This window comes from Pseudomonas sp. IT-P44, assembly GCF_949768225.1.
In the GTDB taxonomy this organism is placed as follows: domain Bacteria; phylum Pseudomonadota; class Gammaproteobacteria; order Pseudomonadales; family Pseudomonadaceae; genus Aquipseudomonas; species Aquipseudomonas migulae.
On sequence record NZ_CATKQM010000018.1, the window covers coordinates 31,817 to 49,708 of the forward strand.

Below are 17,892 nucleotides of genomic sequence, written 5' to 3' on the forward strand. Positions count from 1 at the left end.
GGCTCATTCTGTCTGCCGGTAGCAAGGCCGTGGAGTTGAATGCCATTTCATATAGCGCGGTGCCAAATCTGCTTGATACGGCAACCAGGATCAAAAAATGGCACTGCTTTTCGCTACTTAGCGGCGTTGTGTCAACATAGATCTTCGTGCCGCTGGCCTTTTAACCTACCAAGTGCCCGGTTCTATGTGCGATATGGATTCACTCATGAAACTGCTCAAGGACATCTCGATGCGTATTGCCCCTTCCCTATTTACGTTTGCCCTCGTCGCCAGCCTGCTCAATGGCTGTGCCTCGCCCTCGATACCACACAATAGTTATCTGAGCACCGGGCAAAGCGTGGTGTCCGACCGAGCGGATATGGACTTCAAAGATGGCAACGTCTATTTCAAAGCATTGGACAACAAGTCTTCAGCCGCTCAGTTCAGTGAAAGTCTGAACGCCTGTGTTCAATTTCAGGTAGCCGGTTACCAGAAGAATGGCCAAGGTGTACAAGTCCTACGCTCACTGGGCGACTCCGAAGCGCAAATCATCAATGGCGGCACTCGTCTATGCATGGAAAGCAAAGGCTGGGCACTCTACAAAGTTATCAACAGCCAAGTACAACGCGTTAACCAAAGAGAGGCGAGTTATGCCTCTATGTCCGAACCAGTGCTTAAAAGCGCCCGCGACCTTGTCACCGGCCAACGTGCGTGGTACCTCAAATATGCGCCCCATGTTCTTGCTGTCGGTGATTTGGCGCAGTAATCAACCGAATCTGAAACACGTCGATTCAGTGACTTCGGAAAAGGTAAGGGCAGGCTTTTTACCCACCCTCCCCCAGCTGCCTAACCTCGCAGGAAAGCGAGCAAATCGGCGTTGATCGTATCGGCGTTCGTTGTAGGCATTCCGTGTGGGTAGCCCGAGTAGGTTTTCAGCGTGCTGTTCTGCAAGAGTCTGGCTGACAAGGGCCCGGAGTTTTCATAAGGCACGATCTGATCATCATCACCATGCATCACCAGCACGGGGATCTTGATGCTCTTCAGATCGTCGGTAAAGTCGGTCTGGGAAAAGGCTACGATCCCGTCGTAATGTGCCTTTGCACAGCCCATCATGCCTTGGCGCCACCAGTTCAGGATGATGCCCTCAGACGGTTTGGCGCCCGGGCGGTTGTAACCGTAGAAAGGTCCCGCTGGAACGTCGTGGTAGAACTGTGCACGGTTGGCTTTGAGCTGGGCCTGCAAGTCATCGAAAACCGACTTCGGCAAGCCACCTGGATTCGCCGGGGTCTGCACCATCAGCGGAGGCACGGCGCTGATGATGGCGGCCTTGGACACTCGGTCTTCGCCGTGGCGAGCAATGTAATGAATGACTTCACCACCGCCGGTGGAGTGCCCCACATGGGCTGCGCCCTGCACGCCAAGATGGTCGACTACGGCCGCGACGTCATCAGCATAGTGATCCATGTCGTGCCCGTCCCAGACCTGGCTGGATCGCCCATGACCGCGTCGGTCGTGTGCAACCACCCGGTAGCCGTTCGCCAGGAAAAAAAGCATTTGCGCATCCCAGTCGTCCGCGCTGAGCGGCCATCCGTGATGGAAAAAGACCACTGGGGCATCGCGTGGTCCCCAGTCTTTATAAAAGATCTCAACACCGTCCTGCGTAGTGACATAACCCATGTTCGCATCTCCCGAATGAAATGGAGGCCATGACCAGAATCGTGTACTGATCGTGCCCCTTGTTGAACAAGTGCAGCCCACCCCATAGGCGGTTCTGAGACGGGTCCTGGTCCGGCTTTCGCCTATCCCTGCATTCCATGGCGTTTGAGCAACGCATGACATCCGCGCCGCTTGGCCACCAAATCACTTTAGGTTTAAAGTCAACTTTAAGGTCAATGGTTTTCTGGGGGGAATATGAGAATAGGCGAACTGGCGAAAATCAGCGGATTGGCGCCTTCACGTATTCGTTTCTACGAAGCGAGCGGCCTGATTAAATCTGTCGTGCGCAAAGCCAATGGGTATCGGGACTACGCCCCTGACACGGAGTGGGTTCTGGAGATCATCACGGGCGCTCAGGCAGCGGGGTTTTCATTGGAAGAAATCCGACAATTACTGCCGATGAATGCGAACGGTTGGCAGCATGAAGAGTTGCTCAGCGGGCTCAAACGCAAGGTTGAGGAAATCGAAGTCCTGCAGCAACGGCTGGCCCAGAATAAAGCGCAACTTCTTCTGGTTATCGAGGGCATTGAAAGCAAGCCGGAAGGCATGGGTTGCGTGGACAACACGCAGTTGTTATTGCATCGCCTGCGCGAGGAAGGTGTGGCGGCAGCACCGCGCGGCCGTGATACCGCATCGTCCAAGTAAGGCGTCACCTGTCAGGCTTTTGAGGCCTGACAGATTTTTGCCGGCTGGTTAAATCAGTGCGTGTCAGCCAGTGCCGCCAACGGCTTCGGCGCGTAGAGCGCACTTTGGAACGCTGGCACGTATTCGTACTTCATCATTTTCCCCAGTTTCAAGGAGCGGATGTAGTTCGACAGGCTGCCGTCGCCCAGAGTGAGGGTTGCCGAATCCTCGTTTCTGCTGGAGCCGTGGCTGAGCTGGCGGGAAACAGCATACCCATAGGCTAACCGGCCTTGGTGATCGAGATTGGTGAAACTGCTGGTGACGATATCGACGTCACTGGACAGATCGTCGAGCTTCTGCGCTTTGAAGGACACGTCCACTTTGCCGGTCTCGCTATCGGTAATGTCATAGACCACCGATTGGGCATCTTCTTTGCGGTCAATCCCCGTCAGCCATTTCGGCAGGTTGTAACCGACGACACCACGAACCCTCGCAAGCTCTGTATTGACCGGCAACTTGAGTACATAACCCCAGAAGTCTCCAGACATCGACTGGCCAATCAGCGTGAACGGCCCCAGATTGGCTTTGCCCGGTTTGTTGGTGATGATCGACACCGCGACTTCGTTATAGGCGTCGTTATCGCAGTGCTCATAGGTGTATGCGGTAAACGCAATCAAACCTCGACCGGGCCAGATTTGCAGAGGCTGTGCGGTTGCCAACACTTCGGGTGGCATCAGTGCCCGGAGCTTGTCCAGATCTGCCGTATAGACAGCCGTTACGCGACTGTTCTGGTAGTAAAAGTTTGGCGAGAACGATTCAAAGCCTATGTCGACCTTGTTCTTCTCCAACCCTTTGAACCAGCTCAAATCAACGCCCCGTACTTCTGCTGCAATCACCGACAAAGGAGGGTTGGAGCGAAAGCGATCGTACAAACCGCCCTTGACGACGGGCACCTGGTGACCGGCGATATCGATCATGGTTGTGTCGGTCGGGCTGGGCATTTCAGGCATCCCCGCCAACGCATGGTTGGCGAACGTGTTGAACAGCAATCCTGTTAAAACGGCGCTTGCGAGTTTCAATCTGTCTCTCTCCAGGTGATTGCATCTGCTTGATGGCGTCGGCCAGGGCCGGCTTCTGAGGCCGGCTTGAAATCACCTTAACGTTAAACTGAACTTTAAGGTCAAGCGCTGGAAAGGCAGATTTTCAGTTTGTTCGCAGCAGCGTTTTCAACGTGCCATCGACCAGGATTCAGCGATTCGAGATTGAGGGTTTTGGCCCTCCATTGGTGATGGCAAATGCAGTGAATGGCTCACCCGCCTGTTCTCAATGAGTCCATATACGGATGCCCAGAAGCTCAACCGCGGACCAAATAGGCCCCTGGCGGAACCCGATGTCGCAGCTTCTTGCATTTGCCGGGTGCGGGCTGGTGCCCCGGCGGGCGATCCGGGAACCAGATTCGGCATTTGCCCGGCGGCGGCCAATGGCCGCGGGGAATCTCGACCGCATCGTTTGTACCCGCAGGCTCGGTGGTTGCCATTTGCATGTTTCCTTCGGGCCCCTGCCTGCCCAATACCGGCGCTGCCTCTGCGCGAGCGAAGCTGCCAGCGTCGCGCCCAGCATTCTGAGCAGGTTGTTCAGCAATGCTGATTTCTTCTTCGCTACGCCTTTGGGTCTCCACTTCCGGCTTGTTCAGTACGGCGACCCTGTCTGCGTTGGCACTGGGTGGGATACCGGTAGCCTGGGCCCGCTGCGCAGCCTGTATCAATTGCAAGTTGCGGTTACGTAGCTCGACGTTACGACCCACCCGAATGTTCGAGCGCATCGCCAAGGTTTCAGCCTGCTGGTACTGCCCCTGCTGAAGACGCAACACACCGAGGTAATGCAGCGTCGCGGGATTGTTCGGCTGGATATGCAGGGCCCGCTCCAGCGTGGCAGCAGCCTGGTCCAACTGGCCATTTTCATACTGCCGCGAAGCCGTTTCGATCAAGGTGGTTGATGCGCTGTTGCTTTGCGCTGTCGCTCTTCGCTCAGCAGCCACCGAATAAAGCGACGCGCTGGCGCATAACACCAGAATGAAACCTGTCAGAAAACGTTTGGTTGGCATCAGCGGGCGAACTCGATTGATCTCTCGTGGCACGATCGTACAACCGACCACAGCACTCGATACAGGGCTCCAACTGACCTGCCCGGCAGCCTGAAGTTCCCGCTGTAACGGCCCCTGTAACCCGTGTTTTTTTGCCACCCCATCACTAAGCGTGAGGGTTGATGCAACTTAAAAGCGCTGGTGATATCGATCTTGAACTGCGCACCGATCCCGGGGGGGCGACACCTCAAGCGGACAGGCTACCTAGACATGACACCAATCCCTTGTAGGAGCCGGCTTGCCGGCGAGGGACGTCAACGATAACGCGGGCTGTCTGAATGAACGCGTTGTCCGGACGTTTTCGCGGGCAAGCCTCGCTCCTACAGGGATTCGCGTGTGCTTTTGATTTTCACCACTCATCAGGTCGAGCGTTAGCTCGCCTTCAGCTTTTGATCTGAGCGCCCCCTCGAGAGGCCGAGCGCAGGTTCTGCGCAGTGGGCAACCCGGCATGGATGCCGGGTTAGCCGCCCCCGGCCATGGATGGCCGATGGCGGCGGGCCCACGGAGCAGGACCGGAGCGAGGGCATGCCGAGCATTAGCGAGGCACCGAACGAAAGGGGCAAGAGCCCTTGGTTACTTGGGGCTCTTCCAAGTGACTCGCCGTAAGGGCGAAACCACTAGCCGCCATCACCGCAGCAACGGATATGCCCCCATCCAATAGACAAAGCTCACCATCAAGCCACGCGCTCAACCGTATCCGAACCGCTCTTCTTGCCTGCGCCACTCCAGCGCACCAAAACGAATCGAACAACTTTGTTCCACCCATACGCGACCCCGATGCCACCTACGACGGCAAAGACCACCGCGAACACAGGCAGGTCAACAATATGCCGGGCCAGGGACTGGAATTGAAAATGCGTCAGATAAATAAACAGCGTTGACGATGCAACTAGCGCAAGCCCCCGGGCGATGAGACCTGGCACCGGAATTGACTTGACCCAAATCAGAGAGAGAACTGCAGGGATGGCGATATCAACATAATCCTTCGCAACTTCCTGCGCCCCCGTCCCGAAGATTGCCAGAAGATCCTCCCCACCCATCACAACCACAGCAACCGCACTGACGATCCACTTCTGGGCACTTGAATGAGCGTAGTGAACGGCCATTCCAAGCACCATGACCGCAAGGTAGTGCTGTGGCACGCGGTTATAGAGCGGTGACGCGTCAAACAGAAACGCACTGATCACAATGTCGGCCACGGCCAATGCACATGCCGCCAGAACAAGGCAGCGAAACGGGTTCGCAACAATGATGTTCCTGACACGCTCGAACGACAGAACAAACCCGATGATGACGATCATCTGCAGGAGCACTTCAACATACCAGTAGGCAAAGCCGCCCATCATCGTCGGTGGAAACCAGTTGGAGATCAGCAACATCGTTTGCCAATGAACCTGGCCGAACAGTATCTGATTCAAAAGTGTGTAAAGGATGGTCGGCACCGCAATAAAGACCACTGACCTGACCAGCGTACGCACATTGCCGCGTTCATTGATGGCTTGAAGCTGGAACCTCGCCAGGCTGATGCCCGAGATCAGAAACAATACCGTCGTCTCCCCTACCACTGACCAGGTCGAGAACAGATGAAGATGCCCAATGACAATCAGGATTATCGAGATAACACGTAAAAGGACAGGGACTTCCATTGCCCTGACGGCCAGCCTTGAACTGCTGGTTTTACCGGCCAACCCACACAGTTCATGTACCGGTGTCATTTCCCATTGATCGGGCAGATGGCCGATCAATTCTTCGAGCACCATTGAGGCCTGAACGAACGACAGCGAATCCCCACCCAGTTCGACAAACGTCAGGTTTGCGTCGATGCGCGGGACCTGGAGTATTTCGGCCCAAGCCTGCGTCAGTTTTAACGCAAGCGGCGATAGATCCCGATCGGAATGGTTGGACGCCGCCTCTGTGTTGGCAGCTATCCGCGGCAGCGCCCGCCTATCGATCTTTCCGTTCGGCGTCAGTGGAATCGCATCCAGAAAGACGAACAACGCCGGCACCATGTATTCCGGGAGCCGAGTGTTGAGGTGCTCACGCAGTTCACCCGTTGAAACAGCGTTGATTGAAACGCAATAGGCCACCAGCCTGACCTGCGCGTTGTCATTGACGGCAAGCACAACGCACTGCTTGATCAGCGGATGTTTCGAAAGTGCGCCTTCGATTTCAGCCAGCTCAATGCGATGTCCGCGAATCTTGACCTGACTATCGCCCCGCCCCAGAAAGCTGACTCTGCCATCTGAAAGATAAGTCCCAAGGTCGCCGGTTCTATAACAAATGTCGTTCTCGACATTGGTAAACGGATTCACCACAAACTTTTCCCGGGTTTGCGCGATGTCCTCCCAGTAACCCTGCGCCAAGTAAGGGCTGCGTATCAGGATTTCTCCGACCTCACCTTCATGCACCAATTGACGGGTGTCATTCACGACCAGCAATTGCGCGTTTTTAATGCCTCTACCCAGTGGAATCCTGGAATTGTCGGCTTCAGGGTCGACGTGGTGGTACGCCATTGCCTGAGGCGTTTCCGTCGTACCGTAAAAATTGACACTGACGGCATTGGGGGCGATCACGCACATTTGCTCGAACAGCGAAATGCCTAATGCATCGCCGCCCCAGAACAAGTATCGAAGCGCGTTGAATCTTGCACCCTGAAGTGTTGCGCCGGTTCCTATCAGCCTTCCCAACGGCGGCGTCAGATGAATAATCGAAATGGCATTTTTTTGTATCCACGCCGCCAATGCCACAGGGTCTATGACGGTCGACTGTGCGGGAACGATAACTTTTGCGCCAATCGACAGCGGGGTAAATACATCCCGGTACACAGGGTCATGCCCCAGCCCGGACAGCAGCGAAAAGCTGTCGTCTTTTGACAAGGAATGGCGCTGGGTATGCCACTCAATGAAATGCACCAACGGCGCATGAGTGGCCACGATGCCCTTCGGTTCGCCGGTGCTGCCCGATGTGAAGGTGATATAGGCCGGCTGTGCAGGGTCGACTTGCGGCAAGGCATGTTGGTGAAAGGCGAACTCACGCAATGAGTCGGCGGGATTTTCCGCAATGCTGACGATCCGTGGAGCCGGACGCCCGGCCTCCAGGTGTTCGGAATCGAGATCGACGGTGGCCCCACCGCAAAGCAGGACAAAGGAAGGCTTTAGCATTCGGATGATTTGTCCGATGCGCGCAGGTGGATACGCAACATCGGCAACGGTGAACGTCGACCCGGCACGCAAGGCGCCGAGCATTGCATAGACCAACCCCGCACAGCGATTGGAAACAATAACCACCCGGTCGGATTCGGTCGCGCCATTGACCTTCAGGAAGGACGCAATGCCATGGCTGATCTGTTCAAGCTGACGATAACTGCACGTCGCGTCGTGAGAGACGACCGCAATGGCGTCAGGCGAGCGCTGTGCATGTTGCAAGAAGTCCATGAATATCGGGCGATCGGCACAATACTCCAGATTAAGCGTCGGATTTGGGCGATGATCCTGCATCTTGGATTTATGCTCCGCATGATCTGTACGAGGTTAACGTCGTGATCCGGAAATGCAGACTGAGGTTAGTCCCCCTCACCTCAGTCTGCTACCTTTCCCCCGTTCATTGCGTACCCGGAATTCTGGAGACATCGCATGCGCCCTCTTCGCACCATCGCCCGCCCCTGGCTGCAATCACTGCTGTTGCTGGGCAGCGTCCTGGCGGGCATGTCCAGTGCCGAGCAGCGGCCGGGGCACATGGTCTATCTGCGCGCGATTGATCCGAGCATCGAGCAAGACATTCGCTACGCCAGCCCCCACAACTTCACCGGTCACCCACTCGACGGTTATGCCGCCGCCGAATGCCTGTTGACGCTGGACGCCGCCAGGGCGCTCGCCCGGGTACAAGCGTCGTTGCGTGCGCAAGGCTACGGTTTGAAGGTGTTTGATTGTTATCGCCCGAATCGGGCGGTGGCCGATATGGGCCGCTTTGCCACCGAGCCGGGCGACCCACGCAAGGCCGAGTTCTACCCGCGCGTGGACAAGCAGGACTTCTGGCGCCTGGGGTATGTGGCGCGGGTGTCGAATCACTCCAGAGGCTCGACCGTGGACCTGACCCTCACCGGGCCCAAGGCGTTGCCCGCCAGCGCCTGGACGCCCTCGGCCACACAGGTCGATTGCACCGCCCCCTACGATCAGCGCTGGCATGACGGCGCACTCGACATGGGCACCGGCTTCGATTGCTTCGATGAGCGGGCGCATACCGCCAACCCGACGATCAATGCGACCGCGCAGGACAATCGCCAGCGGCTCCGCAGCGCCATGGCAAAAGAAGGCTTCTCCGGGTACTCGAAAGAATGGTGGCACTTCACTTATGGCAGCGCACAGGCACCGAACAACGTCATGGATTTCCCCATCACGCCGCTCGACGCCAATGCCGCACTCGACGCCAGCCATCAACTGATTGTGGTCACCACAAAAAACTGGGATGACCTGCAAGGCAGCGCCCAGCGCTATGAACGCGACGGGAACACCTTCCGCAAATATGGCGAGGCGTTTGCGGTGGTGGTCGGCAAAAACGGCATGGCCTGGGGCAAAGGCTTGGACAACGTTGAGCCAGGCGCAGAACCCGTCAAACACGAAGGCGATGGAAAAGCGCCGGCCGGGATTTTCAAGCTGGGAACAGCGTTCGGTTACGAGACCAGCGCCGACACGAAACTGCCCTACCTCGCCCTGACAGCGACCACCGAATGCGTGGACGACAGCCATTCCGGACACTACAACACCCTGGTCGACGGCGCGGCGATGCCCAAGGACTGGAGCAGTTCCGAACGCATGCGCAGCGAAGAAGGCTATCGAAAAGGCATTGTCATCGAGCACAACACACCCGCGTCCCCCGCCTCGGGCTCGTGCATCTTTTTCCACATCTGGCGTAGCCCGACATCGCCGACGGCGGGTTGCACAGCCATGGATCAGGCGGACATCAGCCGATTGTTCGACTGGCTCGATCCGCAGCAGTCTCCCCTGCTGGTGCAAATGCCCGAGGCGCAATACGAGCACGTTCGCGAGCGCTGGAACCTGCCGGAACGGTGATCGGTCAGCCCTGCTTCAAATCCAGGCAATAGGTGTAGTAACCCGTATCGCGCACATAGCCCAAGGCTTCATACAACCGCTGCGCACCGTGATTGTCCGTGGCGGTTTCCAGCACCAGGCCTTTGGCGCCGCTCAACACCGCGAAGTCGCGCGCGGTGTTCATCAGCCGCGTTGCGACCCCGCGCCCTCGGGCGGCAGGCGCAGTGAACAGGTCACCGAGCAGCCAGGTGCGATGCGCGTCGATAGACGAAAAAGTCGGGAACAACTGGACAAAACCCAGTGCTTCGCCGTCGGTGTCCCGGGCGAAGAAGATCACGGACTCATCCCGGGCAATGCGCTCGGCGATAAAGTGGCGGGACTGATTCAGGTTCGAGGGCTGGCCATAGAACCCCCGATAGGCGTCGAAGAGGCTGGCGACTTGATCGATGTGCGTTGCGTCGGCGCGATGTACCTGAACATCCATCTCAATGGTCTCCGTGCGGTTCACGACTCATGGTAGTAGTACAGCTTGTTGATGATGACCCAGCGATCATCGATCTTCAGTAGCGACAGGTAATCGGTAAACCTCATCCCCGCATAATCATCGATGATTTTTACGGCGGCGGCGTCGCCTGTTATGTCCAGGTCAATCACTTCCCAAAAAGGCTTCACCTCTTTTGCCGCCGGGCCTTCGGTTTTGATCGCGTCGACAAACTCATCAAGGGACAGCCATTCAAGCGCTTTTTGGAAGTGACCGATGATGCGACAAGACGGATGAAATGCTTTTCGCAACGAGGCTTCGTCAGCGAAGACCATACCCTCGACATAAAGTTTGACGGCTTCTTTGACAGACTCTTTTTCTGCGGAATCAGTTGTCATGTCTCACCTCCACTTCTGCTAACGCATTCTGGATTGTTCGCAAGGGCGCCCGCGAACGATCAGGTCGTTTGGTCGAACGGATCTTGCGGGCAATGTCCACAAACGGCGTGACGATCAGGCTGTAAACCGTCAGGTAACGCTCAGAATCCTGATCACCGGTGCCGAACCGCAGGGCTTCGGGTTTCGACGTGGTGACGTACAGCGTGCCGAACATCCAGTCCCACAAGGACAGGTTGATACTGAAGTTCTTGTTGAAATGGTGCGGCGCGTCGCTGTGATGAATCTGGTGCTGGGCCGGGCTGTTCAGCACATGTTCGAACACCGGGCCGAACGACAGCCAGACATGACTGTGACGCAGGTTTCCCACCAGCCCGTTGAGGATGAACACCAGCCAGGTCACGCCGAACAAAGTATAGCGGCTGATCTCGCCGCCGCAGGCGTACCAGAAGACGCCGGCATAGGCGCCGATGCCGATGATCGTCGAGAGCTTTTCGACAATCTTTTCCACGAAATGAACCCGGCTGGCGGTCGCTGGAACCAGCACCGGCGCCGAATGGTGGACTTTGTGGAATGCCCACAACCATTTGGAATGGAAGGCGCGGTGCGCCCAGTAGGCCATGAAGTCTTTCACCAGGAAAACGCCCAGCCCGTAGAGCAAGGACAGTGAAAGATTCTGCTCCACTTGCACCCGCGCGCCCCAGAGGTTGGTGAAAAAGGCGATGTAGTCTCCGGAGCGCAGGACGAGCGGGTCCACCAGACCGACAATCGGCAACACCAACGCCACTTTCAGAATCGCCCGCACGAAGTAGTAGCGGTAATCGAGCAACGCCGAACGATGGAAATACACCCGGCGCCCGCCGATGAACTGCCCGAACGACTGCGCGTCGGTGAGACCTCGATGTTTCCTGAACCGGAACAGGGCGTAAGCGATGCTGTAAGACGAGAACAGAAACAGTACACCCATGCGCCCATTCAGATCGAAAAGGCCCAGGAACTGGCGAGTGACGGGCTCGATCACCCACTCGGTCAGGCCGTTAAAAAGCAGCACAAGGGCATCCACCAGGAGCTTGCCTCCCTCAAAGAAAAGGTATTGGAATTTAACCGCAACAGAGAACGGTTCTTAAGTGTAGATTGAGTTCAAGCCTCTGCACATCCCCCCACTCAGAGATTGGATCTGCTTCCTCGCCACAGGGTTTGCGGCTGACGTAAAGTCGCGGGACTTTCCGGAGGCCAACATGAGCGAACCCACCCCCACGATCTACCTGTCCGATACATCCGACCGGGCGCTGTTCGACCGGATCGCCGATGAATTGCAGGTTTTCGATCAGGAAAAATCGATGGGTACGCCCCCCAATCCGTAGGAGCCCGGCTTGCCGGCGATGGCATCCGTGAAATCGCCATCGCCGGCAAGCCGGACTCCTACAGGTGTGGCGTGAACCCTCAATCTCCAACACCCTCGCGATTTGTAGGAGCCAGGCTTGCCGGCGAAGTCGTCCGTAAAATCGCCATCGCCAGCAAGCCGGGCTCCTACAGGTTTTGCGTGAACCCACAATCCCAAACACCCTCGCGATCCGTAGGAGCCAGGCTTGCCGGCGAAGGCGCCCGGGAAATCGCCATCGCCGGCAAGCCGGGCTCCTACAGGTTTTGCGTGAACCCTCAATCCCCAACACCCTCGCGATTTGTAGGAGCCGGCTTGCCGGCGATGGCGTCCGTGAAATCGCCATCGCCAGCAAGCCGGGCTCCTACAGGTTTTGGGTGAACCCTCAATCCCGGACATCCCGCGATCCGTAGGAGCCAGCTTGCCGGCGATGGCGTCCATGAAATCGCCATCGCCAGCAAGCCGGCTCCTACAGGGTTGGGGGGGAGCCCATCATCATGGGTGCTAGAAGGTGATGTCGGCGGCGGGTATCACGTCGATCCGTGCCACTGAACCGGTCAAATGCGCCAGGTCCTTGTTGTGCTCGGCGATGATGTCTTCGGCGGGGATGTTGCCGTTGTCGACCGTGGAGTGAGCGTCAGCCGCCAGCACCACGTCGTACCCCAGTTGCAGCGCCTGACGCACTGTGGCGTTGACGCAATAGTCGGTTTGCAAACCGCAGATGACCAGGCGTTCGAAATCCTGCACCGGCAGCAGCTTTTGCAGGTTGGTCTGGTAGAACGAATCCGGTGTGGTCTTGCGTACGTGCCAATCCTTGGTCGAGGTCTCCAGCCCTTCGGCCAGTTGCCAGCCGTCAGCGTTATACGCCAGCGGACTGCCGTCTTCCTCATGCTGGATCAGCACCACCGGAATGCCGGCCTTTCGGGCACGGGTGCTGAGCCCGTTAATGGTGTCGATGACACGTGAGATTTCGAAGCACTCGTACTCGCCCGTGCAAAGTGCTCGCTGGACATCGATGATCAACATTGCGGTGGTCATGGTTCCATCCTTGATCTGTCGTTGGATCTGGGGACAGAAACTAAATCCGTCCCCTTCCAAACACAACCCTCAATAACCGAGAGACAACCCGGTGTTACGACGCGGATCGTTCGCTCCGTAGAAACGGTTTTTGCCCACCGGTTTACCTTCCAGCGACGGCGCGCCGACCAGAATCGCGGCGATATGGTTGGGATCCTGCGGCCCGGCAAACTTGTGGCCCCAGCTTTCAAGCAGTTTCACCGTGTCCGGGCTGGTGGTGAACGCCTCCAGGTTGGTCTCCTCCGGCAACCACTGCTGGTGGAAACGCGGCGCATCCACCGCCTCCTGAATGTTCATGCCGTAGTCGATCACATTGAGAATGGTCAGCAAGGTCGCGGTGATGATGCGGCTGCCGCCAGGGGTGCCGACGACCATCACGACTTTGCCGTCCTTGGTGACGATGGTCGGGCTCATGGACGACAGCGGCGCCTTGCCCGGCGCGATGGCGTTGGCCTCCCCTTGCACCAGACCGTACATGTTCGGCACGCCGATTTTCGAGGTGAAGTCGTCCATCTCGTCGTTGAGGATGACCCCGGTTTTGCTGGCCATGACCCCGGCGCCGAACCAGTCGTTCAAGGTGTAGGTCACCGACACCGCGTTGCCCCATTTATCGACGATGGAGTAATGGGTGGTGTTGCTGCCTTCGTGCGGCGCGACGCCGGGCTTGAGCTCGCGGGACACGCCGGCCTTTTGCGGATTGATGGCCGCGCGGATTTTGCTCGCGTAGTTTTTATCCAGCAAATGGGCGATCGGATTTTTCACGAAGTCCGGGTCGCCGAGGTAACTGTTGCGGTCGACATACGCGTGGCGCATGGCTTCGATCTGGTAATGCATACCCTGCGCCGAGCGGTAACCCAGGTCTTTCATCGGGTAGCCGTCGAGGATGTTCATGATCTCGCAGATCACTACGCCGCCGGAGCTTGGCGGTGGTGCCGAAACAACGTGGTATCCACGGTAATCGCACTCGATGGGGGCCAGTTCGCGGGTCTTGTATTTGTCGAGGTCGGCCTGGGTGATGATGCCTTTGTTGGCCTGACTGGAGGTGACGATCGCGTCAGCGACCCAGCCCTTATAGAAACCGTCGGTGCCCTTCTCGGAGATTTCCCGCAGGGTTTTGCCCAGGTCTTTTTGCACCAGTTTCTGGCCGACCTGCATCGGCTCGCCGTTGCTCAGGAAGATCGAGCCGGAATCTTTCATGTCCTTTTTGAAGACGTCGGTGGCGGACTCCAGCAAATCGACATCGCCCTGCTCCAGCACAAAACCGTCTTCAGCGAGTTTGATCGCCGGGGCGATCACTTCCTTGCGCGGTTTGGTGCCGTAGGTTTTCAGCGCCAGTTCCATGCCGGACACGGTGCCAGGCACGCCGACAGCCAGATGACCACGGGTGCTGAGGTCCGGGACGACGTTGCCCTCTTTGTCGAGGTACATGTCGGCAGTGGCAGCCAGCGGGGCTTTTTCGCGGAAGTCGAGGAAGGTCTTGCGCCCATCCGCCAGTTGGATGGTCATGAAACCACCGCCGCCCAGGTTGCCTGCCGCGGGATACACCACCGCCAGCGCATACCCGACCGCGACGGCGGCATCGACGGCGTTACCACCGTTCTTGAGCACATCGACGCCCACATGACTGGCCAGGTGCTGGGCCGTGACCACCATGCCGTTTTCGGCGGCGACGGGAGCGACGGAAGCGGCGTGAGCCGCCAGGCAACTGAGTGCCAATGAAGTCGCGATGAGCGATTTGGCAAAAGGTTCGAACTTCATGAGTCGGTCTCTTTTTGTTTTTAGGGTCGGTAAAAAAACAGAGAAAACGTTTCAAGAGCAGTACGCAGTATGGTCGGGATTGCGTATTGCGCCTCTCCGTCGAGGCAGTATGCTTACCGCCTGCTCACCTGTTTTCGGAGTCCGCCCGCATGAGTTACACCTTCACCACCATGGCGTCGCCGGTCGGCGAGTTGAAGCTGGTTGCGAACGGTTCGAGACTGGCGGCCATCCTCTGGGAAAACGACAAACCAAATCGCGTACGGCTCGGGCCGATGAGTCAGGCGGCGGACAACCCGGTCCTGGTGCGCGCGGTTCAACAGTTGCAGGAATACTTCGCCGGCACACGAAACCGCTTCGACCTGGAACTGGATTTCGCCGGTACGGACTTTCAGAAAAAGGTGTGGCAGGCCCTGCTGACCATTCCGTTCGGCGAAACGCGCAGCTATAGCCAGATTGCCGAGCAGATCGGCAACCCGAGCGCAGTGCGTGCAGTGGGCGCGGCGAATGGCAAGAACCCGATCTCGATTATTGCGCCGTGCCATCGGGTGATCGGCGCGTCGGGGAAATTGACCGGGTTTGCGGGTGGGCTTGAGGCGAAGGAATTGCTGCTGACGCTGGAAGGCGGCCGAGGTAAAACCGGACGTCTCGAAGGCTTTTGACCTTGCTTTATGTAGGAGCGAAGCTTGCTCGCGAAGGTGTGTCAGGCGACAGCACCGCTGCTGACACACCTTCGCAAGCAAGCTTCGCTCCTACAGGGGATTGCGTGCTCAGGTGAACATATTTTTCATGGCGGCGTACTGCAGCAGCATGATGGTCTTCGCGTCGCAGATCTCCCCGCGATAAAACGCTTCCAGTGCGGCCTCGAACGGCCACTCCAGCACTTCCAGTTCTTCGGTCTCTTCTTCGAGCCCGCCGCCCTCGCCGACTTTCGATGAAGCATCGTATTCGGCGATGAAGAAATGCAGTTTTTCAGTCACCGAGCCGGGGCTCATGTACGCCTCGAACACCTTCTGCACATGGTGCACGCGATAACCGGTTTCTTCCTCCGCTTCATCGCGGATGCGTTCTTCGGGCGCAGCGCCTTCGAGCAATCCCGCAGCCACCTCGATCAACAGACCGTCGTGACCATTGACGAACACCGGCAAGCGGAATTGCCGGGTCAGTACGACAGTTTTCTTCTCTCGGTTGAACAGCAGAATCGCCGCGCCATTGCCACGGTCGTAGACCTCGCGGGTCTGGCGTTGCCATTCGCCGTTGTTGCGCTGGTAATCGAAGGTGATTTTCTTCAGCAGATACCAGTCGTGGGACAACACCTGGGACTCGACGATGTTGACCCGTTCGGCTGTGTTCGGCATGACAACGCATCCTTATTTCGTCAGAAAACGCCCATCTTAGACGAAGGCCCTCACGAAAGTTGAGCCTTGTATTCCTTCTCGTATTGCCTGGCGAGCGTTTCTTTCTGCTTATCGTCGAGTAGCTTGCCGGCCATCTGGAAGAACTTCTGCTCTTCCTCCTCCAGATGGTGATGGACCTTCTCGGAGAGCTTCTTCGCGGTCACCAGCCAGGCCGGGCTGGACATCTCGGTCTCGTCGAGTTCTTCCATCATTTCGTCCATCTCGTGATGTTCCGAAATCGCGTGGCGACTGAGGTCGACACCGTTGTCGAACTCCATCAGCGGGATATAAAAATGCCGCTCTTCTGCGGTTTCGTGTGCCTGGAGTTCGGACTTGAGCTGCTTGTAGGCTTCAACGCGCTCCGGGGTGTCGCCGCTGGTCTTGACCAATGCGACGGCGTAGGTGCGCTGGCGGTCGTGGCTTTCGCGCAAGGCTTCGAAAATGTTCATTGGCAATCCTCATCGGCCGCGTTCTGGAATGACGCTGTACAAGGCTAGACATCTGCGCGCTGGCGACGGTTCCTCTGAATAACAAGGGATAGAACAATCGTCGCGACCCGGATACGCTCGTGCATCACTGCCATAAGGATGTAGCCGATAACACTCAGCATCGAACAGTCGCACAACCCGACACCGGAAGATCGCGAGGCGATCCTCGCACCGTTGCGGGCCTACAACGTCGCCCAAGCGGGGGACGGCAAAGCGCAACCGCTGGCCCTGCTGGTGCGCAATGACCAGGGCGAGATTCTCGGCGGGCTGTACGGCCGGTTTTTCTATCAATGGTTGTTTATCGAATTGCTGTCGGTGCCGGAACAGGGCCGGGGGCAAGGCATCGGCTCCAGACTGATGCAGATGGCCGAAGACCTGGCGCGGGAGAAGGAATGCATCGGGATCTGGCTGGACACCTTCGACTTTCAGGCGCCGGAGTTCTACAAGAAGCTTGGGTTCAGCGAGTTGGGGCAGATCGTTGACTACCCGCCGGGGCACAAGCGCTTCTTTTTCCAGAAGCGCCTGATCAATAAAGCCGAACTCTCCCTGTAGGAGCATGGCTTGCCAGCGAAGGCGTCCGTGAAATCGCCTTCGCCGGCAAGCCGTGCTCCTACAAAGGTATTGCGGTGCTCAAAAGATCAGAGGCAGGTAGCCAGCGCCGCCAAACGGCGCTTGGCGACAAAGTCGTCATGCTGCGCGTAGTAACTCAACGCCGTCCCTGACGCATCGGTGGTCACGTCCACAAAGGACTCCGCCGAACGCGTGTAAACGGTAGACCCGCCCTTCTTGCCCGGCTGCAAATACGCGCCCGCATCGACGCCGAATACCGCCTCGTCCTGCCAGGCGAACTGCACGCACTGGGCGACGACTTTTTCCGGCTTGTCCGAAGTCAGGGTTTTGTACGGGGTGCCCGTGCGGGCATCGTTCATCACCGAACCGGCGCATCCCGCCAGCAACGTTGCGGCCAGCGCCACCATCAGAATTCGCATTGCGTGTGCTCATCAAGAAAAAGCGGACTGTATCACCGTGGGCCGGCGTATCGTTCTGCTTTACTTCATTTATACCGCGACACCGCGCAACGATTCGCGCACCCTGTCGCGCCAACCGCTGCATCGCCCCTGTTTTCGGGCTCATTTTTTTGGAACGTCCATGACACCCAACGCCGAATTCTACAAACCGACCGCTGAATATGCCGACAAGCTGATCAGCCAGATCGGCCAGACGCCTTCCTGGATCGCCAAGCGAATCGGCGTCACCGACAAGCGGATCCGTTACATCCTCGACGGCGAACGCACCGTCAAGGGCGAAACCACGCCGATCCAGATGACCTACTGCGAGCAGTTTGCCCTCGAATGCCTGGCCGCAGCGGCCAAGGCCAGCAAGAAGCAGTCCGTGTAACCCATTCTCA

General features: G+C 57.7%; 19 protein-coding genes. 7 read left to right on the top strand and 12 right to left on the bottom strand.

The annotated features are described in order from the left end of the window. Positions 1-205: 205 nt before the first annotated feature. Positions 206-745 carry a hypothetical protein gene (locus ACM6IO_RS11155; RefSeq protein WP_223553289.1) on the top strand — a complete coding sequence of 180 codons (540 nt, stop codon included), beginning with the start codon at positions 206-208 and terminating at the stop codon, positions 743-745. Between the two features lie 80 nt (positions 746-825). Here ACM6IO_RS11155 and ACM6IO_RS11160 read toward each other — a convergent pair whose 3' ends face one another. Continuing rightward, a complete protein-coding gene (locus ACM6IO_RS11160; protein ID WP_008029447.1) occupies positions 826-1,656 on the bottom strand; it encodes an alpha/beta fold hydrolase in 831 nt (276 codons plus the stop codon). A 234-nt stretch (positions 1,657-1,890) separates the two neighbouring features. Here ACM6IO_RS11160 and ACM6IO_RS11165 point away from each other — a divergent pair, with 234 nt between their 5' ends. After that, positions 1,891-2,340: a MerR family transcriptional regulator gene (locus tag ACM6IO_RS11165; protein ID WP_008029448.1), complete on the top strand. Its 450-nt coding sequence runs from the start codon at positions 1,891-1,893 to the stop codon at positions 2,338-2,340. Between the two features lie 53 nt (positions 2,341-2,393). On the opposite strand, the gene ACM6IO_RS11170 is transcribed toward ACM6IO_RS11165, so the two are convergent. The 3 genes from ACM6IO_RS11170 to ACM6IO_RS11180 all read right to left on the bottom strand — a co-directional run bounded on the left by ACM6IO_RS11170 (position 2,394) and on the right by ACM6IO_RS11180 (position 7,959). Beyond that, positions 2,394-3,398 (bottom strand): acetoacetate decarboxylase (ADC), encoded by a 1,005-nt coding sequence (locus ACM6IO_RS11170; RefSeq protein ID WP_414911474.1) that lies wholly within the window; start codon positions 3,396-3,398, stop codon positions 2,394-2,396. 275 nt (positions 3,399-3,673) lie between these two features. Then, positions 3,674-4,423: a tetratricopeptide repeat protein gene (locus tag ACM6IO_RS11175; RefSeq protein WP_414911475.1), complete on the bottom strand. Its 750-nt coding sequence runs from the start codon at positions 4,421-4,423 to the stop codon at positions 3,674-3,676. Positions 4,424-5,136: 713 nt separating this feature from the next. Then, on the bottom strand, positions 5,137-7,959 hold the full coding sequence (locus ACM6IO_RS11180) for an amino acid adenylation domain-containing protein (protein WP_414911476.1): 2,823 nt from the start codon (positions 7,957-7,959) through the stop codon (positions 5,137-5,139). Positions 7,960-8,094: 135 nt separating this feature from the next. Here ACM6IO_RS11180 and ACM6IO_RS11185 point away from each other — a divergent pair, with 135 nt between their 5' ends. After that, a complete protein-coding gene (locus ACM6IO_RS11185) occupies positions 8,095-9,531 on the top strand; it encodes a M15 family metallopeptidase (protein ID WP_414911477.1) in 1,437 nt (478 codons plus the stop codon). Between the two features lie 4 nt (positions 9,532-9,535). Here ACM6IO_RS11185 and ACM6IO_RS11190 read toward each other — a convergent pair whose 3' ends face one another. From ACM6IO_RS11190 to ACM6IO_RS11200, 3 genes are read right to left on the bottom strand one after another with little or no spacing between them, the layout of a single operon-like run. Continuing rightward, complete coding sequence (locus tag ACM6IO_RS11190; protein ID WP_192227350.1) at positions 9,536-9,994, bottom strand: GNAT family N-acetyltransferase; 459 nt, start codon at positions 9,992-9,994, stop codon at positions 9,536-9,538. A gap of 20 nt (positions 9,995-10,014) precedes the next feature. Then, the gene (locus tag ACM6IO_RS11195; RefSeq protein WP_192227349.1) at positions 10,015-10,389 is read right to left on the bottom strand and encodes a nuclear transport factor 2 family protein; all 375 of its coding nucleotides are present in this window, start codon (positions 10,387-10,389) and stop codon (positions 10,015-10,017) included. Further along, a complete protein-coding gene (locus tag ACM6IO_RS11200; protein ID WP_192227348.1) occupies positions 10,379-11,449 on the bottom strand; it encodes a sterol desaturase family protein in 1,071 nt (356 codons plus the stop codon). The genes ACM6IO_RS11195 and ACM6IO_RS11200 overlap by 11 nt, the downstream gene beginning before the upstream one ends. 175 nt (positions 11,450-11,624) lie before the next feature. Here ACM6IO_RS11200 and ACM6IO_RS11205 point away from each other — a divergent pair, with 175 nt between their 5' ends. Next, on the top strand, positions 11,625-11,750 hold the full coding sequence (locus ACM6IO_RS11205; RefSeq protein ID WP_263288008.1) for a hypothetical protein: 126 nt from the start codon (positions 11,625-11,627) through the stop codon (positions 11,748-11,750). A gap of 521 nt (positions 11,751-12,271) precedes the next feature. Here ACM6IO_RS11205 and ACM6IO_RS11210 read toward each other — a convergent pair. Beyond that, entirely contained in the window at positions 12,272-12,805 is a 534-nt protein-coding gene (locus tag ACM6IO_RS11210; RefSeq protein ID WP_414911478.1) for a cysteine hydrolase family protein, read from the bottom strand. A gap of 69 nt (positions 12,806-12,874) precedes the next feature. Next, positions 12,875-14,602 carry a gamma-glutamyltransferase gene (gene ggt, locus ACM6IO_RS11215; RefSeq protein WP_414911479.1) on the bottom strand — a complete coding sequence of 576 codons (1,728 nt, stop codon included), beginning with the start codon at positions 14,600-14,602 and terminating at the stop codon, positions 12,875-12,877. A 149-nt stretch (positions 14,603-14,751) separates the two neighbouring features. Between ggt and ACM6IO_RS11220 the strand changes: the two genes are divergently transcribed. Beyond that, positions 14,752-15,261, top strand: a complete 510-nt coding sequence (locus ACM6IO_RS11220) for a methylated-DNA--[protein]-cysteine S-methyltransferase (protein ID WP_414911480.1) — start codon at positions 14,752-14,754, stop codon at positions 15,259-15,261. A gap of 108 nt (positions 15,262-15,369) precedes the next feature. Here ACM6IO_RS11220 and ACM6IO_RS11225 read toward each other — a convergent pair whose 3' ends face one another. Next, a complete protein-coding gene (locus ACM6IO_RS11225; RefSeq protein ID WP_008045277.1) occupies positions 15,370-15,957 on the bottom strand; it encodes an NUDIX domain-containing protein in 588 nt (195 codons plus the stop codon). 50 nt (positions 15,958-16,007) lie between these two features. Continuing rightward, on the bottom strand, positions 16,008-16,445 hold the full coding sequence (locus ACM6IO_RS11230; protein WP_414911481.1) for a hemerythrin domain-containing protein: 438 nt from the start codon (positions 16,443-16,445) through the stop codon (positions 16,008-16,010). A gap of 147 nt (positions 16,446-16,592) precedes the next feature. Between ACM6IO_RS11230 and ACM6IO_RS11235 the strand changes: the two genes are divergently transcribed. Beyond that, a complete protein-coding gene (locus tag ACM6IO_RS11235) occupies positions 16,593-17,036 on the top strand; it encodes a GNAT family N-acetyltransferase (RefSeq protein WP_223416595.1) in 444 nt (147 codons plus the stop codon). Between the two features lie 86 nt (positions 17,037-17,122). On the opposite strand, the gene ACM6IO_RS11240 is transcribed toward ACM6IO_RS11235, so the two are convergent. After that, positions 17,123-17,473 carry a hypothetical protein gene (locus ACM6IO_RS11240; RefSeq protein ID WP_008029480.1) on the bottom strand — a complete coding sequence of 117 codons (351 nt, stop codon included), beginning with the start codon at positions 17,471-17,473 and terminating at the stop codon, positions 17,123-17,125. A gap of 160 nt (positions 17,474-17,633) precedes the next feature. On the opposite strand from ACM6IO_RS11240, the gene ACM6IO_RS11245 reads away from it, so the two are divergent. Further along, positions 17,634-17,882: a hypothetical protein gene (locus ACM6IO_RS11245; protein ID WP_008045271.1), complete on the top strand. Its 249-nt coding sequence runs from the start codon at positions 17,634-17,636 to the stop codon at positions 17,880-17,882. Positions 17,883-17,892: the final 10 nt, after the last annotated feature.

Coding starts and splice junctions, on each gene's coding strand:
- ACM6IO_RS11180 (WP_414911476.1), bottom strand. CDS start 7,959: ATGCAGGATCATCGCCCAAATCCGACGCTTAATCTGGAGTATTGTGCC.
- ACM6IO_RS11190 (WP_192227350.1), bottom strand. CDS start 9,994: ATGGATGTTCAGGTACATCGCGCCGACGCAACGCACATCGATCAAGTC.
- ggt (WP_414911479.1), bottom strand. CDS start 14,602: ATGAAGTTCGAACCTTTTGCCAAATCGCTCATCGCGACTTCATTGGCA.
- ACM6IO_RS11165 (WP_008029448.1), top strand. CDS start 1,891: ATGAGAATAGGCGAACTGGCGAAAATCAGCGGATTGGCGCCTTCACGT.
- ACM6IO_RS11220 (WP_414911480.1), top strand. CDS start 14,752: ATGAGTTACACCTTCACCACCATGGCGTCGCCGGTCGGCGAGTTGAAG.
- ACM6IO_RS11245 (WP_008045271.1), top strand. CDS start 17,634: ATGACACCCAACGCCGAATTCTACAAACCGACCGCTGAATATGCCGAC.
- ACM6IO_RS11205 (WP_263288008.1), top strand. CDS start 11,625: ATGAGCGAACCCACCCCCACGATCTACCTGTCCGATACATCCGACCGG.
- ACM6IO_RS11195 (WP_192227349.1), bottom strand. CDS start 10,389: ATGACAACTGATTCCGCAGAAAAAGAGTCTGTCAAAGAAGCCGTCAAA.
- ACM6IO_RS11225 (WP_008045277.1), bottom strand. CDS start 15,957: ATGCCGAACACAGCCGAACGGGTCAACATCGTCGAGTCCCAGGTGTTG.
- ACM6IO_RS11160 (WP_008029447.1), bottom strand. CDS start 1,656: ATGGGTTATGTCACTACGCAGGACGGTGTTGAGATCTTTTATAAAGAC.
- ACM6IO_RS11175 (WP_414911475.1), bottom strand. CDS start 4,423: ATGCCAACCAAACGTTTTCTGACAGGTTTCATTCTGGTGTTATGCGCC.
- ACM6IO_RS11230 (WP_414911481.1), bottom strand. CDS start 16,445: ATGAACATTTTCGAAGCCTTGCGCGAAAGCCACGACCGCCAGCGCACC.
- ACM6IO_RS11210 (WP_414911478.1), bottom strand. CDS start 12,805: ATGACCACCGCAATGTTGATCATCGATGTCCAGCGAGCACTTTGCACG.
- ACM6IO_RS11185 (WP_414911477.1), top strand. CDS start 8,095: ATGCGCCCTCTTCGCACCATCGCCCGCCCCTGGCTGCAATCACTGCTG.
- ACM6IO_RS11155 (WP_223553289.1), top strand. CDS start 206: ATGAAACTGCTCAAGGACATCTCGATGCGTATTGCCCCTTCCCTATTT.
- ACM6IO_RS11240 (WP_008029480.1), bottom strand. CDS start 17,473: ATGCGAATTCTGATGGTGGCGCTGGCCGCAACGTTGCTGGCGGGATGC.